The organism is Micromonospora olivasterospora (genome assembly GCF_007830265.1).
Lineage (GTDB): Bacteria > Actinomycetota > Actinomycetes > Mycobacteriales > Micromonosporaceae > Micromonospora > Micromonospora olivasterospora.
Map to the genome: position 1 here is coordinate 5,748,223 of NZ_VLKE01000001.1, position 20,918 is coordinate 5,769,140.

Below are 20,918 nucleotides of genomic sequence, written 5' to 3' on the forward strand. Positions count from 1 at the left end.
CCCGGCGCAGCCGGGTAGACGGCGTACGCAACGGCCACAGCGACCTCGGGAGGCGGCGATGCCAGGACCACGGCCGGGCAGCAGCGCGTACGACAAGGAGCGGGCGCGGCTGCGCGATCTGATCGAGAATTCCGGACGGGCGGCCGACAGCGAGGCCAACGAGGTCGCCAACCGGATCCTGCAGGAGGAGCGGGGACAGCGCGGCGTCGTACGCGGGAACGGACGTACGGGCCGAAGGGCGAGCGGGAACCGGGTGACCCCAAGTGAGGCGCTCCGGGGCCCTCGACGGCGCCATCGCCGGCGCGGTCGGCACCGTCGCGCTCAACCTGGTCACGTACCTCGACATGGTGCTGCGCGCCCGCCCGGCGAGCAGCGCCCCGGAGGAGAGCGCCCGGCGGCTCGCCGGGCTCGCGCACGTGGACCTCGGCCCCGAGGATCGTGCGGCGAACCGCCGCTCGGGCCTCGGGGCCCTGATCGGCTACGCCACGGGCATCGCCGGCGCCACCGCGTACGGCGCGCTCGCCCGACGCCGGTTGCCGCTGCCCGTGTCCGCGGCGGCGCTCGGTGGGAGCGTGATGGCCATGTCCGACGGTTCGCTGGCCGCCCTGGGGGTCAGCGACCCGCGCCGGTGGAGCAGGACGGACTGGCTCTCGGACGTCGTGCCCCACCTGGCGTACGGAATGGCGGCCGCCGCCACCCTGGGGAGGCTGCGGCCGCCGGACTCCCGACGCTGACAACTCAGCGTGCGTCGCTCTCGTCGTCGGCGACCTGCGCCCCGGCCGGGCCGTACGGTGAGACCTGGCCGCGCGGCACCGTGCGACCGCGGTCGCCCTGCGAGGTGCCGCTGTTACGGGGATGGCCGGACGCGCCGGGGCCCTTGGCGTCCTGCACCGCGTCGTTGCGCGCGTTGCGGCGCAGCTCCGGCTGCTGCGGGTTCGTCACGGGATTCTCCCTTCCGGGTGGTGGGCGGGCTCTTGGGCGCGCCCACCACCGGTTACCCGCCGCCGTGGCCGCCATGCCGCCGGCCCGCCCACGGGCCACGCGCACCGCGCCTCCGGCCACGCACGGGTGGGCGTCCCGCGAGCGGGTACCCGGGGATCGTGGCAGACGATCGGAGGACCGCCCGGGTCCTGCTGGAGCGGCAGGGGCGCACGTACGCCGAGGAGGCGGGCATCCGGCTCGCCGACCGGCCGGCCCCGCTGTACCAGCTGCTGGTGCTGGCCACCCTGCTCAGCACCCGCATCCGGGCGAGCGTCGCGGTGGCCGCCGCCCGGGAGCTGATCGCCGCCGGCTACAAGACACCGCAGGCGATGGAGGCGGCGAGCTGGCAGGACCGGGTCGACGCGCTGGGCCGCGGGCACTACCGCCGCTACGACGAGCGGACCGCCACCATGCTCGGCACGGGCGCCCGGCTGTGCCTGGACCGCTGGCGCGGCGACCTGCGCCGGCTGCACCGCGAGGCCGACGGGAACCGGCAGGCGCTGCGCCGGCTGCTCACCGAGTTCCCCGGGATCGGCCCGACCGGCGCGGACATCTTCCTGCGCGAGGCGCAGGCGGTCTGGCCGGACGTGCGCCCGTACGCCGACCGGCGGACCCTGGCCGGGGCGAAGCGGCTGGGGCTGCCGGCCAACCCGGACGGGCTGGCCGGGCTGGTCGACGAGGACGAGTTCGGCCTGCTCGCCTCGGCGCTGGTCCGGGTCGCCCTCGGGCAGGAGTCCGCCGGGGAGGTCACCCGCACCGCCGCCGGCGGCTGACCCGCCCGGTCACTTGACGGGGCCGTCCTTCGGCCGGGTCAGGTGCCAGGCCAGCGCGGCGGCCAGCACGGCCAGCACGATCACCCCGCTGGACACCCCGCCGCCCTGCTCGGGGCTGCGGCCCTTGCTGCCGAAGTAGATGACCGCGAGGCCGGCCAGCACCGCGACGGCCGTACGCATTCCTCGGTCCCTCACCCCCCGGACGGTACGGCGGCACGCGGCGCGGAGGCGGCCGGAGGCGGGCGCGTTCCCCCGTCCGGGTGGGATGCCGCCCGGACGGGGCGGCTCAGCCGCGCAGTGCGTCGCCGTGCAGCCGGACCCGGCGGATCGCCCGCCCGGACACCTCCACCACCTCGACGGTCAGCCCCGGCAGCCGCACCGTCTCCCCGGGGCCGGCCGGGACGTGTCCCAGCCCGGCCAGGACCAGCCCGGCCACGGTGGTGTAGTCCCGCGACAGCGGGAGGGTCAGCCGCACCCCGACGTCGGGCAGGTCGTGCAGCGGGAAGTCCCCGGGCAGCAGCAGCGCCCCGTCCGGTTCCCGGGTCACGCCGCCGACGTCCCGGTCGGTCTCGTCGTACAGCTCGCCGACGACCTCCTCGAGGAGGTCCTCCATGGTGACCAGGCCGTCGACGCCGCCGCGCTCGTCGACGACCAGGGCCAGCTGCTGGCGGCGCTGGCGCAGCTGGCGCATCGCGTCGGCCACCGGCAGGGTGGCCGGCAGCAGCAGCGGCGGGTGGGCCCGCCCGCCCACGGTGTCGTCCCCGGCGTCCACCAGGTCGCGGATGTGCACCACCCCGACCACGTCCTCGCGCCCGCCGGGCCCGACGACCGGCACCCGCGTACGTCCCGCCGCGGCCAGCTGGCGCATCCCCTCCCCGGCACCCAGCGTGGCGGGCAGGACGGTCATGTCGCCCCGGGGGACGAGGATCTGCCGCAGCGTCCGGCCGGCGATGTCGAACGCCCCGCTGACGATCTCCCGCTGCTGGGCCGACAGCCCGCGCTGGCTGACCAGCATCTCCCGCAGTTCCTCCTCGGTGACCTCCGCCCGCTGGGCGCGCGGATCGCCGCCGGAGAGCCGCACCACCACGTCCGTGGCGCGGCTGAGCAACCACACGGCCGGGCGGGACAGGCGGGACACCAGGTCCAGCGGGCCGGCGCCGAGCAGCGCCCACCGTTCCGCCCACTGCATCGCCAGCCGCTTCGGGGCCAGCTCCCCGAGCACCAGGGTGACGAAGGTGAGCAGCATGGTCACCGCCAGCACCGCCACCGGATGGGCCAGCCCGCCGAGCACGTCCAGCGACCCGGCCAGCGGCTCGGCCAGGGACACCGCGGCCGCCGCCGAGGCGAGGAACCCGGCGAGGGTGATCCCGAGCTGGATGGTGGCCAGGTAGCGGTTCGGGTCGCGGGCGAGGTCGGCCAGCCTGGCCCCGGACCGGCCGTGCCGGGCCAGCCGGCGCACCTGGCCCTCCCGCAGCGACACCAGCGCCATCTCGCTGCCCGACAGGGCCGCGTTGAGCAGCACCAGCACGGCGATCAGCGCCAGCTCGCCCAGCCGACCCCCCACCGCACACCCCCTCCCCGCGCTTCGCCACGCCCCGGCCCCGCCCGGCCCCCGGTCAGTCGCTCTCCAGGTCGCCGAGGGACAGCGAGTGGGTCATCAGCCAGCGGGCCAGGGCGGCCATCCCGAACAGCCACAGCGGCGCCGACTCGGTGGTGCCGTTGGTGGCGAAGATGGCGAAGCGCAGGTCCGGCGCCCGGTACGCCTCGATCCGCCAGCGGTGGTTCCTGTCCCGCCACGTCGCCGCAGGGTCCATGCCGTCACGGTAGGCGACCGTCCCCCCGCCGGGACCGGGTTGCCGGGGATCGGCGCCGCGGCCCGCCCGGGCGCCCGGTCACGGGCCGGGTGGGGCGACCACCGTTCGGGCGTCGTCAGGCAGCCGGCGGGTGACGCCCCGCCGGTCCAGCAGCTCCAGCAGCGGCACCGCCACCCGCCGGGTGGTGTCCAGGGCCTGCCGGGCGGCGCTGAGCGTGAACGGCTGCGGCAGCCGGGCCAGCACCCGGGCGGCGTCGTCGACCGCCCCGGGCAGCAGCACCACGTTCTCGGCCAGCCGCAGCAGCGCGCCGGCCCGCACCGCCGCCCCGATCTCCCGGGGCCCCAGCCCGATCTCGGCCAGCCGGTACGCCTCGGGGGCCTGGAACGGTCGGCCGCCGTACTCCGCCCGGATTCGGGCCACGGCGCGGGCCACCGGCGCGGGCAGCGCGCCCTGCGCCGACGCGGTGACCCGGCCGTCGGCCAGTCGCAGCGGCGGGCGGACGAGGGCCTCCACCAGCGCCCGGTCGGGCAGGTCGAGGCGGTGGCGCAGCACGTCCACGGGGACGCCCGGCTCCAGCGGGTGCGCGGCGGCGTACCGGGCGGCCTCGGCGGCCAGCCGGGCGGCCAGGTCACGCCAGTGCTCCGGGTCGGCGAGCCAGTCCCCGGCGACCGGGGCCGCGGTGGCCGGCACCCCCATCCGGGTCAGCGCGTCGCGGCGGACCAGGGCGCGGCGGCGCAGCTCGCCGGCCAGGTCGGGCCGCCCGTCCAGGCCGGCGAGCACCCGGGCGCGGGCGGCGGCCGCGCCGCGACGGTCCAGCGGCGGCGGGGCCACGTCCAGGACGGTGACGCCGCCGGACACGTGGCGCCGGCCCGGGTCGCGCAGCAGCGCCCGGTCCCCGATGAGCAGCGGCAGCGGGTGGGCCAGCCGCAGCCGGGCGGTGTCCGGGCCCAGGGGGCGCACCCGGGCGGGCACGGCCGCGGAGCCGACGTGCAGGGTGAGCGTGGCCGGCAGGTCCGCCGCCGCGTCCCCGGCGATCCGCACGTCGAGCAGGTCGGTGCGGCCGAACCGGCCGGGGGTGAGCAGGGCGTCGCCGCGGCGCAGCCGGTCCCGGGGGACGTTGCGCAGGTTGACCGCCACCCGGGCCACCGCGTCGACCCGGTCGCGGGCGGCGCCGAGGCGGTGCAGGCCGCGTACCCGCACCGGCTCCCCGGTGTCGGCCAGCTCGAGCTGGTCGCCGGCGGCCAGCCGGCCGCCGCCGAGGGTGCCCGTGACGACCGTGCCGCTGCCCCGGATGGTGAACGCCCGGTCGACCCACAGCCGCACCGGCGCGTCGAGCGCCGGCGCGGGCAGCCTGGCGACGAGCCGGTCCAGGGCGGCCCGCAGCTCCGGTAGGCCCGCGCCGGTGACCGCGCTGACCGGCACGGCCTCCACGGCACCGAGGCAGGTCGCGGCGATCCGGTCCCGGGCCTGGGCCAGCACCGGCCCGGGGTCGGCCAGGTCCGCGCGGGTCACCGCCAGCAGCCCGTACGACACCCCGAGCGCGTGCAGCGCGGCCAGGTGCTCGGCCGACTGGGGCATCCACCCCTCGTCGGCGGCCACGACCAGCAGGGCGGCCGGGACGGGGCCGACACCGGCGAGCATGTTCGGCACGAACCGCTCGTGGCCGGGCACGTCGACGAACGCGACGGTGCCGCCGGAGGGCAGCGCCGTCCACGCGAAGCCGAGGTCGATGGTCATGCCCCGGCGGCGTTCCTCGGCCCACCGGTCGGGTTCCATTCCGGTCAGCGCCCGGACCAGGGTCGACTTGCCGTGGTCGACGTGCCCGGCGGTGGCCACCACCCACATGTCAGCCGTCCCCGCGCACGCGCACGCGCAGGATCGCCGCGCGCAGGACGTCGTCGGCGTCGGCGGGCACGCAGCGCAGGTCCAGCAGCAGCCGGCCGTGGGCGAGGCGGCCGAGCACCGGCGGCGCGCCCGTGCGCAGCGGCCGGGCGTACCGCTCGGGCAGCGACAGCACCCACGACTCCAGCTCGACGCCGGGCGCGCCGCCACCGCCCACCACCGCGACGGCGGGCACCACCTCGGTCTTGCAGCCGTCGGCGGCCAGCCGGTCGCGCAGCCGTTCGGTGCGCTCGCGCAGCCGGGCCGCGTCGGCGTGCAGGGCGGCCCGGGTGGGGGTGTCGGGGCGGTGCAGGGTGGCCGCGAGGGCGGCGAGGGTCAGCTTGTCGACCCGCAACGCCCGGGCGAGCGGGTGCCGGCGCAGCCGGTCGACCAGGGCGGCGTCGCCGAGCAGCAGCCCGGCCTGCGGCCCGCCGAGGAGTTTGTCGCCGCTGGCGGTGACCAGGTGGGCGCCGGCGCGCAGCGTGGTGGTGGCGTCCGGCTCGGCGGGCAGCAGCGGGTCGGGGGCGAGCAGCCCGGAGCCGATGTCGGCGACCACGGGCACACCCAGGGTGGCCAGCCGGTCCACCCCGACGGCGGAGGTGAAGCCGGTGACCACGAAGTTCGACGGGTGGACCTTGAGCACGAAGCCGGTGTCGGGGCCGATCACGGCGGCGTAGTCGCCGAGCGTGGTGCGGTTGGTGGTGCCGACCTCGCGCAGCCGGGCGCCGGTGCTGGCCAGCAGGTCGGGCAGGCGGAACCCGTCGCCGATCTCGACCAGCTCGCCCCGGCTGACCACGATCTCCCGCCCGGCGGCCAGCGCGGTGGCGGCGAGCACCAGGGCGGCGGCGCCGTTGTTGACCACGTGCACGGCCCGCGCGTCGGGCACGGCGGCGGCGAGCGCGGCGAGGGCGGCGCGGCCACGGCGGGCCCGCCGGCCGGTGGCCAGGTCCAGCTCGACATCGGTGTGCCCGGCCGCGGCGACCAGTGCCTCGACGGCGGCGGCGGACAGCGCGGCCCGGCCGAGATTGGTGTGCAGCACGACGCCGGTGGCGTTGAGCACGGCCCGGGGGGCGGGCGACCGCAGCGCCGCGAGGGCCGCGTCGCGTACCCGCTCGGGGGTGATCTCGCCGCGGCGGGCGCGGTCCTGGGCCGCGACGACGGCGGCCTTGACCCGGTCGCGGCCGAACGTGTCGGCGGCGGCGGCCAACCCCGGGTCGGCGAGCAGCGCGTCGGTACGCGGCACGCGCCGCCGCGGGTCGGCCGTGCCGTCACGCATCGGATCGTCTCCCTGGCAGGCCTCGCAGAGGCAGGATCCCCGTGGTCGCCTCGCAGAGGCAGGATCCTCGTGGTCGCCTCGCAGAGGCGGAGCCCCCGGGGCTGCTTGGCGGAGACGGACGGGAATCGAACCCGCCTGGCCCGGATCCCGGACCACACCGGTTTTGAAGACCGGGAGGGGCACCAGCCGCCTGAACGCCTCCACGGAGCACTTAACCACACGGGACCTGCGCCCATTCACCGCAGGGGCGGAGCCCGGCGGTCAGGGCCCGGGCGTCTCGAAGTCCGGCCGGGGCCCGCCCTGGCCACCCCCGGTGCCCGGCCCCCTGACGTCCCGCGACTCGCGCCGCCGAACTCGCTCCCGCTGCGGCACCACCGTGTACTTCGGGTCGCGGGCCGAGGCGACGCCGGCGTGGTAGACGCCGAAGCGCAGCGCCAGCGACGCGGCGAGCAGGGCCGCGCCGGAGACGGCCGACACGGCGCGGCTGCGCCGGCCCGCGAGGGCCCCGACCGCCCCGGCGACGGCCAGTGCCCGGGCGGCGCGCAGCAGCCGGCCGGGGGTGCCGGTGCGGTAGGGCTCACTGAGCAGGCCGAGGCCGGTTTCCACCCGGTGCGCGTTCCACAGCTCCAGGGCCGCGCCGGCCACGGCCATCCGGCGGGCCGGGCCGGCCTGGTCGCCGGGCGCGGCGAGCAGGCCCACGCCGGCGCCGCTGGCCAGGGCGCTGCCCGCGAACAGGGCCGGCAGCTGCCGGTACGCCTCGTGCCACGACGGGACGGCCGTGTCGGCCAGCAGCACCCCGGTGTACGTGGCCAGGGCCGGCGCGGTGGCGGCCGCGAGCAGCCCGGCGGCGCGCCCGGCCGGGGGCAGCAGCCGGCGGCCCAACCCGAGCACGCCCCGCTCGGGCAGCCACGGCGCGGCCTCGGCGACGGCGGCGACCCCGGCGGCCGGCCCGTAGGCGGTCAGGATCCAGGTGCCCATCGACATCGGGGAGGTCGGCTTCGCCACCCGCAGCATGTGGTGGAACCGGTCGGGCCGGCCGAGGTCGTGGACGAGGAAGTACGCGCTGGCGCCGATCGCCGCCAGTGCGGTGACCCGGCCGGCGCGGCGCAGCGCCGGACGGCCGGTGAGCTGCCCGCCGGCGGCCAGCAGCGACGACCCGGCGGCCAGCCCGCCGGTGAACAGGTACGCGGCGATGTCCCACTTCCACACCGGCGCCTTGAGGATGGGCCGGCCGTAGTAGGAGGTGAACTCGGCCGGCGGCACGGCGAGGTCCTCGCCGCCGCGGCGACCCCGCCGGCCCGACGGCGGCCGGCGCGGCGGGTCCGGGGCGAGGTCGGCGGCCCGGGCGCCCCGGTCGGCGTGCGGGGCGCCGGGCCGGAGCCGGTGCGGCCGGCGCTGAACCCGTCGGGCCGGCCCGCGGCGCCGAGGCGGTGCAGGAAGCGCCGGAAGCGGTCGCCGGGACGGGGCGGACTCACGAGTGACCTCCGACGAACGCGGCGACGGCCGCCGCCGCCATGGCCAGGGCGGCCAGGCCCGCCCGCTTCCACATCCTCGGCAGGTCCCGGGTGGTGACCACCGGATCCGGCGGCAGGCCGTACACCTCGGGCTCGTCGAGCAGCAGGAAGAACGCCCCGTCGCCACCCACCCCGTCGGTGGGGTCGTGGCCGTACAGCCGGGCCTCGGGCACCCCGCGCTCGTGCAGGGCGGCCACCCGCGCGGCCGCCCGCTCCCGCAGCTCGTCCAGCGGGCCGTACTGGATGGACTCGGTGGGGCAGGCCTGCGCGCAGGCGGGGGTCTTCCCGGCGCCGACGCGGTCGTAGCACAGGGTGCACTTCCAGGCCCGGCCGTCGCCCCTGCGCTGGTCGATGACCCCGTACGGGCAGGCGGGGATGCAGTAGCCGCAGCCGTTGCAGATGTCCTCCTGCACCACGACCGTGCCGAACTCCGTGCGGAACAGTGAGCCGGTGGGGCAGACGTCGAGGCAGGCGGCGTGGGTGCAGTGCTTGCAGACGTCCGACATCATCAGCCAGCGGAAGTCGGTGCGCCCGGCGGCCCCGGTGGCCCGCCCCGGCGGCGCGGCGCCGGGCATGCCGAGGAACTGCGGCCCGGCGGACGTGCGGTGCCCGGCCGGGCGGGCCTGCTCCACGAACGCGACGTGCCGCCACGAGTTCGCGGTCAGCGCGCCGGTGTTGTCGTACGACATGCCGAGCAGGTCGAACCCGGAGGCGGGGACGCCGTTCCACTCCTTGCACGCCACCTCGCACGCCTTGCAGCCGATGCAGACGCTGGTGTCGGTGAAGAAGCCCATCCGGGGCGGGGCGTCGGACCAGCCGGCGTCCGGGGCCGGGTCCAGCGGCCCGTAGAGGCTGTTGGCGTCAGGCATCCTCGCCTCTCTCGTCCTCGGCAGCGGTGGTGCCGACGGGCACCTCGCCCGGGGTGAGCCCGGCCCGGCGCCGGTACTCGGCCACCAGCTCCAGCAGGGCGGGCCCGGTCGGCCGCCGGCCCGGCCGGACGTCGCAGGTGCCCACCTTGCTCTCCTGGATCAGCACGTTCGGGTCCAGGGTGATGCCGAACAGGTCGTTGGCCGAGTCGCCCGTGACCAGCCCCTCGGTGCCGAAGTGGTACGGCAGCCACAGCTGGTGGATCCGGCGGCCCTCCACGCGCAGCGGGGTGAGCCGGTCGGTGACCAGCACCTTCGCCTCGATGACCGCCCGGCCGCTGATCAGGTGCGCCCAGCCCAGGTGGGACAGCCCCGCCTCGGCGGCCAGCTCCGGGGACACCTCCACGAACATCTCCGGCTGCAGCTCCGCGAGCGGCCGTACGGTGCGGCTCATCCCGCCCGCGGTGTGGTGCTCGGTGAGCCGGCTGACCGTGAACACGTACGGGAAGACATCGCTGTGTCCGTCCGGGGGGCTCGGGTTGACCGAGTTCACCGGGTGGTCGTACACCTTGCGGGTCGGGTTGGCCTGCTGCCCGTACATCGGGTTGCGGATCGGGGACTCGGCCGGCTCGTAGTGCGTCGGCAGCGGCCCGTCGAGCACCCCGCGGGGCACGTACAGCCAGCCCTTGCCGTCGCCCTGCATGACGAACGGGTCGTCGCCGGCGATCGCCTCGGGCCCGGTGGCGCCCTCCGGCGGCCGGTACGTCGGCGGCTTCGTCCGCTCGAAGTCCGGCACGTCGTACCCGGTCCACTCCCCGGCGTCCGGATCCCACCAGACGTACTTCTTGCGCTCGCTCCACGGCCGGCCATGCGGGTCGGCGGAGGCCCGGTTGTACAGGGTGCGCCGGTTCGCCGGCCACGCCCAGCCCCACTCGGCGGCCACCCAGTCCTGCTCGTGCCGGGGCCTGCGCCGGGCGGCCTGGTTCACCCCGTCGGCGTACACCCCGCTGTAGATCCAGCAGCCGACGGCGGTGGAGCCGTCGTCGCGGGCCTCGGGGAACCCGCCGAGGAGGCGGCCGGTGGCCACCTCGTACCCGTTGATCTCGCGCAGCACCGCGTCGGCGCTCGGCTCGGCGTCGGGCCGTGCGTCGGGTAGTCCCAGGCGAGGTCGAGCAGGGCCCGGTCGCGGGGGCGGGTGGAGCCGGCCAGCTTCTCCCGCAGCCTCCGCCCGAGGTGGTAGAAGAACCACAGCTCGGAGCGGGCGTCGCCCGGCGGCTCGACGGCCTTCTCCCGCCACTGCAGCAGCCGCTGGGTCTGGGTGAACGTGCCCTCCTTCTCCACGTGCGAGGCCGCGGGCAGGAAGAACACCTCCGTGCGGCACTCCTGCGGCACGATCTCCCCGGTGGCCACCTCGGGGCTGTTCTTCCAGAACGTGGCGCTCTCGATCATGAACAGGTCGCGGACCACCAGCCAGTCGAGGTTGGCCATGCCGAGCCGCTGGGCGCGGCCGTGCGCGGAGCCGACCGCCGGATTCTGGCCGAGCAGGAAGTAGCCCTTGACCCGCCCGTCGATCATGCTCAGCACCTGCTGGTACGTCCCGTGGTCGCCGGTCATCCGGGGCAGGTACCCGTAGCAGAAGTCGTTCTCCGGCGTCGCCGCGTCCCCCCAGTACGCCTTCAGCAGGCTCGCCGCGTACGCCCGCGAGTTGCCCCAGAAGCCCTTCTGGTGGGGGTGGCGGATGCTGTCGACCCAGTCGTCGAAGGTGACGTGGGCGGCGTGGTGCGGCATCGGCAGGTAGCCGGGCAGCAGGTTGAACAGCGTCGGGATGTCGGTGGAGCCCTGGATGCTGGCGTGTCCCCGCAGCGCCAGGACGCCGCCGCCCGGCCGGCCCACGTTGCCCAGCAGCAGTTGGATGATCGCCCCGGTGCGGATGTACTGCACGCCGACGCTGTGCTGCGTCCAGCCCACCGAGTAGACCAGCGCGCCGGTGCGCTCGCGGCCGGAGTTCTCCGTCCAGGCGCGGGCCAGCTCCAGGAACTTCTCCTGCGGGATGCCGCAGACCCGCTCCACCATCTCCGGCGTGTAGCGGGCGAAGTGCCGCCTGAGGATCTGGTACACGCAGCGCGGATGCTGCAACGTGTCGTCCCGCAGCGTCTGCCCGGGCACCGGCACGCCGTGCGACTCGTGCCGCAGGCCGGCCGCGGTCTCCCGCTGCATGCTGGTGTCCGCGCTGCCGGCCGGGTTCTCCTGGCCCGCGTACTGCCAGCTCGCCTGGTCGTACGAGCCGGTCTCCGGGTCGTAGCCGGAGAACAGCCCGTCCAGGTCCTCGGTGTCGACGAACCGCTCGCTGACGATCGCCGCCGCGTTCGTGTACGCCAGCACGTACTCCCGGAAATCCAGCTCGTTCTCGAGGATGTACCGCACCACGCCGCCGAGCAGCGCGATGTCGGTGCCCGCCCGGATCGGCAGGTACGTGTCGGCGAGCGCACTCGTCCGGGTGAACCGGGGGTCGACGTGGAAGACCTTGGCGCCGTGCTTCTTCGCCTCCATCACCCACTGGAAGCCCACCGGGTGGGCCTCGGCCATGTTGGAGCCCTGGATGACGATGACGTCAGCGTTGGCCAGGTTCTGCTGGAAGTCCGTCGCGCCGCCGCGACCGAAGCTGGTCCCCAGACCGGGGACGGTGGCGGAGTGTCAAATGCGGGCCTGGTTCTCGATCTGCAAGGCCCCCATCGCCGTGAACAGCTTCTTGATGAGGTAGTTCTCCTCGTTGTCCAGCGTCGCCCCGCCCAGCGCCGAGATGCCGAGCGTCCGGTTGAGCGGCCGGCCGGCGTCGTCGACGTCCTCCCAGGTCTCCTCGCGGGCGGCGAGAATCCGGTCGGCGATCATGTCCACGGCGGTGTCGAGGTCGAGGTCCTCCCACTCCGTGGCGTACGGCCGGCGGTAGCGGACCCTCGTCTGTCGCAGGGGGCTGGTGACCAGGCTCTTGCTGGCCGAACCCTTCGGGCACAGCCGACCCCGGGAGATCGGGCTGTCCGGGTCGCCCTCGATCTGGGTGACCCGGCCGTCGGCGACGTACACCCGCTGGCCGCAGCCCACGGCGCAGTAGGGGCAGACGGAGCGGGCCACGCGGTCGGCCGTCTCGGTGCGCGGGGTCAGCGCCGCCGAACGGGCCGACCGGGCCGCGGCGCCCCGGCCCAGCGGGTCGGTGCCGGTGAGCTGCCGGTAGACCGGCCACCCCTCGATGAAGGTCCGCAGACCCATCCCGGGACACCTCCTCCCCGTTGGCGGAAGTCGACCACCCGAACATAGGCCAGGCTCCGCCGCCCCGCGACCCGGCCCCGGTCTTTTCCCGGACGTCGGGCCGGGTCCACCCAGGCGGGACGGTTTGAACCGGGCACCGTAGGCAAAGCGGCGAGCATGTCGGACCGCCACCGGCCCGGGCCCTCGCCCCGACCGGCCCGCCGGCCGCCCCGGCCACGGGCCGCCCGGAGCGCCGTGCGGGGCACGCGGGCGCTGGCGGTCGGGGGTCTGCCGACCCTGCTGTTCTGGTTCGGCGCCGGGCCGGGGCCGAACCGGCTGGTGGGACCCACCGTGGGGCTGGCCGGGCTGGCCGTGGCCCGCGTCCTGCCCCGGGCGTGGCGCACCCGCGTCTCCGTCGGCGCCGCCGCCACGGGCATCCTGCTGCTGGTGGCGGCCCCGATGCTCACCCGGCCGCACCTGTCGGGGGCCCTCACGTTCCTCGCCCTGTTCTGGGGCATGCTGCTGGCCAGCACCGTCTGCGAGGTCGCGGCGCGACGCCGCCGCGGCCAGTACTGAACAAGTCCCCGGCGCCGGCCGGACGCGAAACCGCCCCCGACCCTGCCGGGCCGGGGGCGGTTCGCGATGTCGATGTGCAGGTCGCCTCTCGGCGAGTGGCGCGACGCGGCTCCAGCCGAACGGTATTCCGCGAAGGCGATATTGGTGAGGCCCGGGGACACTGGACACACCGACACCGGGTCCAACGTACCCGCTCGGCGCCCTGTTCCACCTGGCGCCGTAATCCACCTCACCCGACGTACCGGGCGAGGGGGGTCAGGGTCAGCTGTTCCAGTGCTGGGCGACCAGGTCGGCGGCCTGCTGCTCCCACTGCGCGTACGCGTCGGGGTACGCCGACACCTGCACCGTCTGCGCGGCCTGGGTCAGCGGCATGTCCTGCCACCCGTCGACCTGCCGCAGACCCTTCAGGAACGCGGTCGTCGAGTACTCCGGGTCGGTGATCTGCTCCGGGGTGCCCCAACCCGACGACGGGCGCTGCTGGAACAGGCCCAGCGAGTCGTGGTCGTTGGCGTCACCCAGGTGCCCCAGGTTCTCCAGCTTCGACTCCTGCAGGCTGGTGGCGATCGAGATCACCGCCGCCCGCTCCGGCAGACCGGCCTTCTTCGTCGCCGCGATGATCGCCTTCGCGTTCGCGGTCTGCTCGTCGTTCAGGTCGATGTGGGACTGCTGGCCCTGCACACCGTGCGGGATCAGCTTGGTGTTGTCGGGCTTGTCGGCCTGCACCGTCACCGCGACCGGCTTGCCCTGCACCGGGGTCCCGGCGTGGGCGGCGGTGGCATGCAGCGGACCAGCGGCCAGCCCACCGGCGAACGCCAGACCAGCAACACCGAGAACACTCTTACGCAGCAGCATCGTGTTCATGATCAAAGCTCCATTCGGGGGTCGACGCACACCAAAGGGGGACGGCGTGCGCAAGCACCGCCAGGCGCTCGAAAGCTCGAAGGGGAAGTCTTCTGCCCGGTGCGACCGCGGGCGGCGGGCCTCGTCGTCGGGCGGGCTCGTCGGGCGGGCCTCGTCGGGGCGGGCCTCGTCGGGGCGGGCTCGTCGCGGGCGGGCCTCGTCGCGGGCGGGGCCTCGTCGCGGGCGGGCCTCGTCGCGGGCGGGGCCTCGTCGCGGTGCCGGGAACCATGTCCAACGACCGGCGACCCACCATCATTCCGGGCCCGGCCAGCCCGCCTCCCTGAGGGCGGGCGGCCTTCCTCGGTCGTGCGTCACAGGTGTAACGACCCCACCCCGGCCACGATTCCGCCCCCACGATGCCGCCGGTCACACCCAGGGGCCGCGATCGGACCGGACATACCGCGTGAATCGGCGCACCCGGATCAGAAGATCCACTCCATGTCGCCGTCATCGGGGCGTCCGTGCCGCCCGGATACCCCCATGTCGCCGACATGGGGCCGATCACGACCTAACCGAATCGAGCCAGGCACCCGAAAGGCCCCCGGCCGAGCCCTTGCCGGGGGGGCTCGGCCGGGGCTGATCAGAAGAGGGTCACCACAGCTGCTGGACGATGTCCGCCGCCTGCTCCTCCCACTGCGCGTACGCGTACGGGAACGCCGACCCCTGCACCGTCTGCGCCGCGGCGGTCAGCGGCAGGTCCCGCCAGCCGCCCACGTTCTTGAGGGCGTTGAAGAACGCCTTCGAGGCGTAGTCCGGGTCGGTGATCTGCTCGGGCGAGCCCCAGCCGGACGACGGGCGCTGCTGGAACAGGCCCTGCGAGTCGTGGTCGTTGTACATGCCCAGGTGGCCGAGGTTGTACAGCTTCGACTCCTGCAGCGACGTGGCCACACCGATCACCGCGCCGCGCTTGCCCACCCCGGTCTCCTTGGCGGCGTTGACGATCGCCTTGGCGTTGGCGAGTTGCGCGTCGTCCAGCGGGATGCGCGACTGCGCGCCCTCGACGCCGTGCGGGATCAGCTCGTCCCGGGTCGGCTTGTCGGCCGGCGCCCTGTTGCTCGCCTCGTCGCTCTCCGCGCCGGTCGTCAGCGCGGACTCGGCCGTGGCGCCCTGCCGGGCCTTGCCGGTGGCGAGGTCGATGGCGGCGACGGCGCCGGCGTGGGGGCCGCCGGTGACCGGCGCGGCGACGGCCGTGGGGCCGAAGGCCAGGCCGCCGAGGACGGCGACGCCGGCGATGCTCAGGACCGCCTTGCGGTTCGTGGTCTTGGCGACAGCCGGGAGCCATCGGTCCGTGGTCTTGGCGACAGCCGGGAGCCATCGGTCCGTGGTCTTGGCGATGGCCGGGAGCCATCGGTCCGTGGTCTTGGCGATGGCCGGGAGCCATCGAGTGAAGTCGGCCTTCACGATGGTTGCCCTTTCGATCGTTACGACGCGCTCCGGTTTGAGCGCCCCTCGGGGGAACTGCCGCGCCGGCGAGGTTTACCGGCGGGAGGTACGGGGGACACAACCAGGCTGGCATGTCGGTCATTCCGGAAATGAGGCAGCCTCCCGCGGCTGCGACCCCGGTCACCCGCGAGGATGGGACAAAACCGCAGCTCCCCGCCCGACCAGGTGCCGACCGCCCCGAACCGACCCGGAGGCGCGCCGCGCCCCGAACCGACCCGGAGGCGCGCGGCGCCCGAACCGGTCAGGAGGCGCGCCGCGCCCCGAACCGACCCGGAGGCGCGCGGCGGCGCCCCGAACCGGTCAGGAGGCGCGCGGCGCTCCGAACCGTCAGCGGGCGCGCGGCGCCCCGAACCGGACGAGCACGTGCCAGAGCTGCTTGAGGTGTTGGAGGGTCACCGGCAGCGGCCCCCGGTCCGCCCAACGGTCCGGCTCGGTGACCAGGGAGGCCGCCGCCCGGCCGATGAGCGCGGCGTCGACCGGGTCGCCCGGCCGGGCGAACTCGGCGTGGATCCGCGCGGCCAGCGGCGGGATGTCCGGGCCGCGGAACGCCGGATCGATCCCGTCGGCGGGCAGTTCGAACCCCGCGTGCCAGCGCAGCGTGATCCCGTGCCGGGCGGCGAGGTCGGCCAGCGTCCGGCCCACCTCGGTGCCCTCGAAAGACGGGTCCAGCACCAGCGCCTCGACGTCCCGGGCCAGGTTGATCTCGCCGTGGACCTGCGCCTCGGCGTAGTCGTCCAGGGAACGCGCGGCGGGGCCGGGGCGCCAGGCGTCCCGCTCGCGGCGGCGCAGCAGCGCCCGGGCGAGGGCGGCGGTGTCCATCCCGGCCACGCCGAGGCTGACGCCGGTGTCGGCGTGTCGATCCGGTCGGTCACCACCTCGGCGCGGCGTCGAGGAGGGCGGCGAGCACCGCTTCGGGTGCCTCCGCCGTGCCGAGACACGTCGGCCCGAGGTGGCTGTCGCCGAAGCAGAGCGTCGCGCGGGTCAGCGCGTCGGGGCGCAGCCGCAGGTGGCAGGAGCCGAACCGGGGGCAGGCGCCGTCGGGGTGGTCGAGCAGGTTGAGCCCCCCGTACTTCGGGCGGTCCGCCGGCAACACACCGGTGCCTGGTACGCGCCGCCGAACAGCGCCTCCTCCCACCGGTCCCGGTCCCCTCCCGGGTACGCGCTGAGGCCACCGTTGGAGATGCCCGTCTCGAACTGGCTGCGGTACACGCCGTCCCCGGCCAGCGCCGCGGCCACCGTGCGCCCGTCGGCGAGCAGCCGGTCAGGGTGGAAGTTGAGCGTCAACCGGCCGTGCACCGCGACCGCGGCGACCAGCTGCTCCGGCTGGTACGTCGTCCCCGAGCCGGCCAGGTGCCGGGCGATCACGGCGAGGGCGGACGGGCGGTCCCGCAGGGCCGTGCGGCCCACGTGGGCCAGAGCGGCGGCCTGGGCGGGGGCCAACGCGGCGGGGGCGGCGGGCACGGGCCCGAGTATGCCGACGCGGGATGTCCCCGCCCCAGCGATTTCCGACGGTCGGCCGTCCCGGCCGGGTGCCGAAGCCGACCGGCGCCGCCCGTTCGCCCGCGGCACTGGTTGGCGTACCGCGGACGGGCTCACCGGGTCGATCCTGGTGACGGCGTCCGCTCGGGCCGCCGCCCGCCGGGGGCGGCGGCCCGACCGGCGGTCAGTGGCCCCGGGCGATCCACTCCTCGAGGTGCGGTGCCTCCGCCCCGATGGTGGTGCTGTCGCCGTGGCCGGTGTGCACCGCCGTCTCGGGCGGCAGGGTGAGCAGCCGGGTACGGATCGACTCGATGATCGTGCCGAAGTCGCTGTACGAGCGGCCGGTCGCGCCCGGCCCGCCGGCGAAGAGGGTGTCGCCGGTGAAGACGGCACCGAGGGCCGGGGCGTACAGGCTGCAGGCGCCGGGGCTGTGGCCGGGGGTGTGCAGCGCCCGCACCGGCGTGCCGGCCACCTCGATCGTCGTCCCGTCGCGCAGCTCGCCGTCGGGGGCCACGTCGGGGTGGACCAGGTCCCACAGCACCCGGTCGTCGGGGTGCAGCAGCACCGGCGCGCCGGTGGCCCGGGACAGCGCCGGGGCCACCCGGACGTGGTCGTCGTGCGCGTGGGTGGCCAGGATCGCCACCACCCGCCGTCCACCGACCACCCGCAGGATCGCCTCCACGTCGTGCGGCGCGTCGACGACCAGGCACTCGGTGTCGTCGCCGACGACCCACACGTTGTTGTCGACGTCGAAGGTCTGCCCGTCCAGCGAGAAGGTGCCGGAGGTGACGGTGTGGTCGACGCGGGCGGTCACGGGAAGACCACCACCGAGCGCAGCACGTCGCCGTGGTGCATCCGGGTGAACGCCTGCTCGACCTGGTCCAGGGCGATCTCCTCGGTGACGAACGCGTCCAGGTCGAGCCGGCCCTGCAGGTACAGAGCGGTGAGCATCGGGAAGTCGCGGCTGGGCAGGCAGTCGCCGTACCAGCTGGACTTGAGGGCGCCGCCGCGGCCGAAGACGTCCAGCAGGGGCAGATCGACCTGCATCTGCGGGGTCGGCACGCCGACCAGTACCACGGTGCCGGCGAGGTCGCGGGCGTAGAACGCCTGCTTCCAGGTCTCGGGCCGGCCGACGGCGTCGATGACGACGTCGGCGCCGAAGCCGCCGGTGGCCGCCCGGATCGCCTCGACCACGTCGTCCTCGGAGGCGTTGACGGTGTGGGTGGCGCCGAACCTGCGGGCCCAGTCGAGCTTGCGGGAGTCGGTGTCCACGGCGATGATCGTCGTCGCGCCGGCCAGCGTCGCGCCGGCGACGGCGGCGTCGCCGACCCCGCCGCAGCCGATGACGGCCACCGAGTCGCCGCGGCTGACCGCGCCGGTGTTCACGGCCGCGCCGAGACCGGCCATCACGCCGCAGCCGAGCAGGCCGACGGCGGCGGGCCGGGCGGCCGGGTCCACCTTCGTGCACTGTCCGGCGTGGACGAGGGTCTTCTCGGCGAACGCGCCGATGCCGAGCGCCGGCGACAGCTCGGTGCCGTCGGTGAGGGTCATCTTCCGGGTGGCGTTGTGGGTGTTGAAGCAGTACCAGGGCCGGCCGCGCCGGCAGGCACGGCAGACGCCGCACACCGCCCGCCAGTTGAGCACGACGAAGTCGCCGGGCGCCACGTCGGTGACCCCGTCGCCCACCTGCTCGACGATGCCGGCGGCCTCGTGGCCGAGCAGGAACGGGTACTCGTCGTTGATCCCGCCCTCCCGGTAGTGCAGGTCGGTGTGACAGACCCCGCAGGACTGGACGCGGACCACCGCCTCACCCGGCCCCGGGTCGGGCACCACGATGGTGGCCACCTCCACCGGCGCGCCCTTGCTGCGTGAGATGACTCCCCGGACTTCCTGGCTCACGTTCGCCTCCTGCTCCACGCCGTGTCCGTCGCCCCTGCCGGCCCGCACGGCCGGACGCGGCGGGGCGGCACCGGCGCCGCGTACCGCCCCAGGCGAAACTACCGCCGGCCGCCACGCCGGGCCGCATCACCCGGCGGTTACCGGCGCCGTCGCCGGGTAGGCGGGGGCACTGTCGTCGGGGTACGGAGGGCCAGATGAAGCTCACGCACGTGCCGCTGCGCGCCACTGTCGGCGCGTACATCCTCAACTCGGGCCTGGGCAAGCGGAGCCTGGAGGGCGAGTCGGCCACGGGCATGCACGGCATGGCCGCCGGGGCGATCCCGCAGCTGCGGCAGCTCGACCCGGCCCGGTTCGCCCGGTTGCTGTCCCGGGGCGAGATGGCGCTCGGGGCCGCCCTGCTCGCGCCGTTCGTCCCGTCCCTGCTCGCGGGGTTGGGCCTGGCCGCGTTCGGGGCGGGGCTGGTGAAGCTGTACCTGAGCACCCCCGGCATGCGGGAGCCGGGCAGCCTGAAGCCGACGCCGCAGGGCATCGGCCTCGCCAAGGACGTCTGGCTGGTCGGCGCCGGGCTGACGCTGGTGCTGGACGACCTCACCCACCGCCGCTTCCGCCGCGCCTGACCCGGGTCGCACGCGACGCGGCCCCTCGCCGATCTTGCAGCTTCGGCCCTCAGTTCGGGCTGTTTGCGCGTTTTGCGGGGGCAGTAACTGCAAGTCACCCGGTCTTTTCGGGACGCCTCGCAGGCGTGAAAATGGTGGACAGGTCGCCCGCCGACGCCGATCGATCTTGGTCTAGTTGAGGCCGTCTGCAAGTCTGGCGCCGGGGCCCGGACTCTTGTGGGTCACGCACTGTTGCTTCGAGCACGCCGGTCAGATTTTCGGTTCCCGACCGAGGCCCCCGGGCGACCTACCCACTGGTCGATCACGGTGAGGAGGGACGCGGGCGGATGCGCGGGTTACCCGAAGAGATCCCGGACGCTGACAGCGAGAAGGTCTGGGAGCGGGTGTGTGCGGTCGATGTGGCCAAGGAGTCGGGGATGGTGTGTACCCGGCTACCCGCCGCGGGTGGGCGGCGGGTGAGCCGGGTGTGGCAGGTGACGGCGACCACGAACGCGGTCAGTGACCTTGCCGCCGATCTGGTGGCGGCGGGGGTGGAGAGGGTCACCGTGGAAAGCACGTCGGACTACTGGCGGATCTGGTTCTACCTGTTCGAGGCAGCCGGGTTGGACGTGCAGTTGGTCAACGCCCGTGACGTCAAGAACGTGCCCGGGCGGCCGAAGACCGACAAGCTGGACGCGGTGTGGTTGGCCAAGCTCACCGAGAAGGGCCTGTTGCGGCCCTCGTTCGTGCCTGCGGCTCCGGTGCGGGTGTTGCGTGACTACACCCGGATGCGGGTGGATCTGGTCCGGGACCGGACCCGCTACTGGTCGAGGTTGGAGAAACTGCTTGAAGACGCCCTGATCAAGGTGTCGTCGGTGGCCTCCACCCTGCGGACGGTGTCGACGCGGGACATGGTTGAGGCGTTGATCGCCGGTCAACGTGATCCGGCGACCCTCGCCTCGCTGGCCCACGGAGCGCTGCGCCGCAAACGCAACGCCCTCATCGAGGCACTCACCGGCCGCTTCGACGACCATCACGGCGAGTTGGCCCGGATCCTGCTCGACCAGATCGACCGCCTCGACACCGAGATCGCGAAACTCACCACACGGATCGGGCAGATACTCGACGACATCGACCCACCGTCCCAGCCGGGCGGCGGCGACGGCGACACCCCGGCGCCAGACGCCCGGCGGCGCCTGGCCGAGATCCCGGGCATCAGCACCGAGTCCGCGCAACTGATCATCGCCGAGATCGGTCTGGACATGACACGGTTCCCCACCGCGGCGCACCTGGTGTCCTGGGCGAAGCTGTGTCCGCGCACCATCCAGTCCGGTACCAGCCTCACCGCGGGCAAGACAGGCAAAGGCAATCCGTACCTCAAAGGCGCCCTCGGTATGGCCGCAGCCACCGTCGCCCGCGGCAAGGGAACGTTCCTGTCCGAACGCTACCGGCGTCTGGTCACACGTCGAGGCAAAGGCAAGGCCAAGGTCGCCGTCGCCCGCTCCATCCTCGTGATCATCTGGCACCTGCTCAACGACCCAACCGCCCGTTACCACGATCTCGGCGCCGACTTCCACGAACGCCGTATCAACACCACCCGGAAGATCAACAGCCTGGTCCGGCAACTCGAAGCCCTCGGCCACACCGTCACCCTGCAACCGACAACCTGACCCCACA

Annotated in this window: 18 protein-coding genes, 1 tRNA gene and 2 pseudogenes; 5 read left to right on the forward strand and 16 right to left on the reverse strand. The window is 75.1% G+C overall.

All coding sequences use genetic code 11. The annotated features are described in order from the left end of the window. Positions 1-263 precede the first annotated feature (263 nt). Complete coding sequence (locus tag JD77_RS26375) at positions 264-734, forward strand: hypothetical protein (RefSeq protein ID WP_145776620.1); 471 nt, start codon at positions 264-266, stop codon at positions 732-734. A gap of 4 nt (positions 735-738) precedes the next feature. Here the strand turns inward: JD77_RS26375 and JD77_RS26380 are convergent, their stop codons facing one another. Beyond that, positions 739-942, reverse strand: a complete 204-nt coding sequence (locus JD77_RS26380; RefSeq protein WP_145776621.1) for a hypothetical protein — start codon at positions 940-942, stop codon at positions 739-741. Between the two features lie 158 nt (positions 943-1,100). Here JD77_RS26380 and JD77_RS26385 point away from each other — a divergent pair, with 158 nt between their 5' ends. Then, the gene (locus tag JD77_RS26385; protein ID WP_145776622.1) at positions 1,101-1,754 is read left to right on the forward strand and encodes a hypothetical protein; all 654 of its coding nucleotides are present in this window, start codon (positions 1,101-1,103) and stop codon (positions 1,752-1,754) included. 9 nt (positions 1,755-1,763) lie between these two features. On the opposite strand, the gene JD77_RS26390 is transcribed toward JD77_RS26385, so the two are convergent. The 9 genes and pseudogenes from JD77_RS26390 to fdh form a co-directional block, all read right to left on the reverse strand. After that, entirely contained in the window at positions 1,764-1,949 is a 186-nt protein-coding gene (locus JD77_RS26390) for a hypothetical protein (protein ID WP_145776623.1), read from the reverse strand. A gap of 91 nt (positions 1,950-2,040) precedes the next feature. Next, complete coding sequence (locus tag JD77_RS26395) at positions 2,041-3,318, reverse strand: hemolysin family protein (RefSeq protein ID WP_211372679.1); 1,278 nt, start codon at positions 3,316-3,318, stop codon at positions 2,041-2,043. A gap of 52 nt (positions 3,319-3,370) precedes the next feature. Then, complete coding sequence (locus JD77_RS26400) at positions 3,371-3,568, reverse strand: hypothetical protein (protein WP_145776624.1); 198 nt, start codon at positions 3,566-3,568, stop codon at positions 3,371-3,373. Between the two features lie 78 nt (positions 3,569-3,646). Next, the gene (gene selB / locus JD77_RS26405; RefSeq protein WP_145776625.1) at positions 3,647-5,413 is read right to left on the reverse strand and encodes a selenocysteine-specific translation elongation factor; all 1,767 of its coding nucleotides are present in this window, start codon (positions 5,411-5,413) and stop codon (positions 3,647-3,649) included. A gap of 1 nt (position 5,414) precedes the next feature. Then, the gene (selA, locus tag JD77_RS26410) at positions 5,415-6,725 is read right to left on the reverse strand and encodes an L-seryl-tRNA(Sec) selenium transferase (RefSeq protein ID WP_145776626.1); all 1,311 of its coding nucleotides are present in this window, start codon (positions 6,723-6,725) and stop codon (positions 5,415-5,417) included. Positions 6,726-6,831: 106 nt separating this feature from the next. After that, a tRNA-Sec gene (locus tag JD77_RS32500) sits at positions 6,832-6,927 on the reverse strand. Between the two features lie 59 nt (positions 6,928-6,986). Then, on the reverse strand, positions 6,987-7,988 hold the full coding sequence (nrfD, locus tag JD77_RS26415) for an NrfD/PsrC family molybdoenzyme membrane anchor subunit (RefSeq protein WP_145776627.1): 1,002 nt from the start codon (positions 7,986-7,988) through the stop codon (positions 6,987-6,989). Positions 7,989-8,196: 208 nt separating this feature from the next. After that, the gene (locus tag JD77_RS26420) at positions 8,197-9,108 is read right to left on the reverse strand and encodes a 4Fe-4S dicluster domain-containing protein (protein ID WP_145776628.1); all 912 of its coding nucleotides are present in this window, start codon (positions 9,106-9,108) and stop codon (positions 8,197-8,199) included. After that, positions 9,101-12,369 (reverse strand): annotated as a pseudogene (fdh, locus tag JD77_RS26425) (formate dehydrogenase). Before fdh ends, JD77_RS26420 begins: the two are co-directional and overlap by 8 nt. Before the next feature lie 234 nt (positions 12,370-12,603). Between fdh and JD77_RS26435 the strand changes: the two are divergent. Continuing rightward, entirely contained in the window at positions 12,604-12,924 is a 321-nt protein-coding gene (locus tag JD77_RS26435; protein WP_145776631.1) for a hypothetical protein, read from the forward strand. 261 nt (positions 12,925-13,185) lie between these two features. Here JD77_RS26435 and JD77_RS26440 read toward each other — a convergent pair whose 3' ends face one another. The 6 genes and pseudogenes from JD77_RS26440 to JD77_RS26465 form a co-directional block, all read right to left on the reverse strand. Beyond that, the gene (locus JD77_RS26440) at positions 13,186-13,785 is read right to left on the reverse strand and encodes a hypothetical protein (RefSeq protein WP_145776632.1); all 600 of its coding nucleotides are present in this window, start codon (positions 13,783-13,785) and stop codon (positions 13,186-13,188) included. 630 nt (positions 13,786-14,415) lie between these two features. Beyond that, positions 14,416-15,225 (reverse strand): hypothetical protein, encoded by an 810-nt coding sequence (locus JD77_RS26445; RefSeq protein WP_145777791.1) that lies wholly within the window; start codon positions 15,223-15,225, stop codon positions 14,416-14,418. Positions 15,226-15,594: 369 nt separating this feature from the next. Continuing rightward, the gene (locus JD77_RS35650) at positions 15,595-16,095 is read right to left on the reverse strand and encodes a DUF3626 domain-containing protein (protein WP_484213892.1); all 501 of its coding nucleotides are present in this window, start codon (positions 16,093-16,095) and stop codon (positions 15,595-15,597) included. 40 nt (positions 16,096-16,135) lie between these two features. Then, positions 16,136-16,863: pseudogene (locus JD77_RS35655) on the reverse strand (DUF3626 domain-containing protein). Between the two features lie 67 nt (positions 16,864-16,930). Further along, positions 16,931-17,560 (reverse strand): MBL fold metallo-hydrolase, encoded by a 630-nt coding sequence (locus tag JD77_RS26460; protein ID WP_145776633.1) that lies wholly within the window; start codon positions 17,558-17,560, stop codon positions 16,931-16,933. Then, positions 17,557-18,645: an S-(hydroxymethyl)mycothiol dehydrogenase gene (locus tag JD77_RS26465; RefSeq protein ID WP_145776634.1), complete on the reverse strand. Its 1,089-nt coding sequence runs from the start codon at positions 18,643-18,645 to the stop codon at positions 17,557-17,559. Before JD77_RS26465 ends, JD77_RS26460 begins: the two co-directional genes overlap by 4 nt. A gap of 194 nt (positions 18,646-18,839) precedes the next feature. Between JD77_RS26465 and JD77_RS26470 the strand changes: the two genes are divergently transcribed. Together JD77_RS26470 and JD77_RS26475 are read left to right on the forward strand one after the other, a co-directional pair. After that, a complete protein-coding gene (locus JD77_RS26470) occupies positions 18,840-19,262 on the forward strand; it encodes a hypothetical protein (protein ID WP_145776635.1) in 423 nt (140 codons plus the stop codon). 326 nt (positions 19,263-19,588) lie between these two features. Beyond that, positions 19,589-20,911 (forward strand): IS110 family RNA-guided transposase, encoded by a 1,323-nt coding sequence (locus JD77_RS26475; protein WP_145773135.1) that lies wholly within the window; start codon positions 19,589-19,591, stop codon positions 20,909-20,911. Positions 20,912-20,918 lie beyond the last annotated feature (7 nt).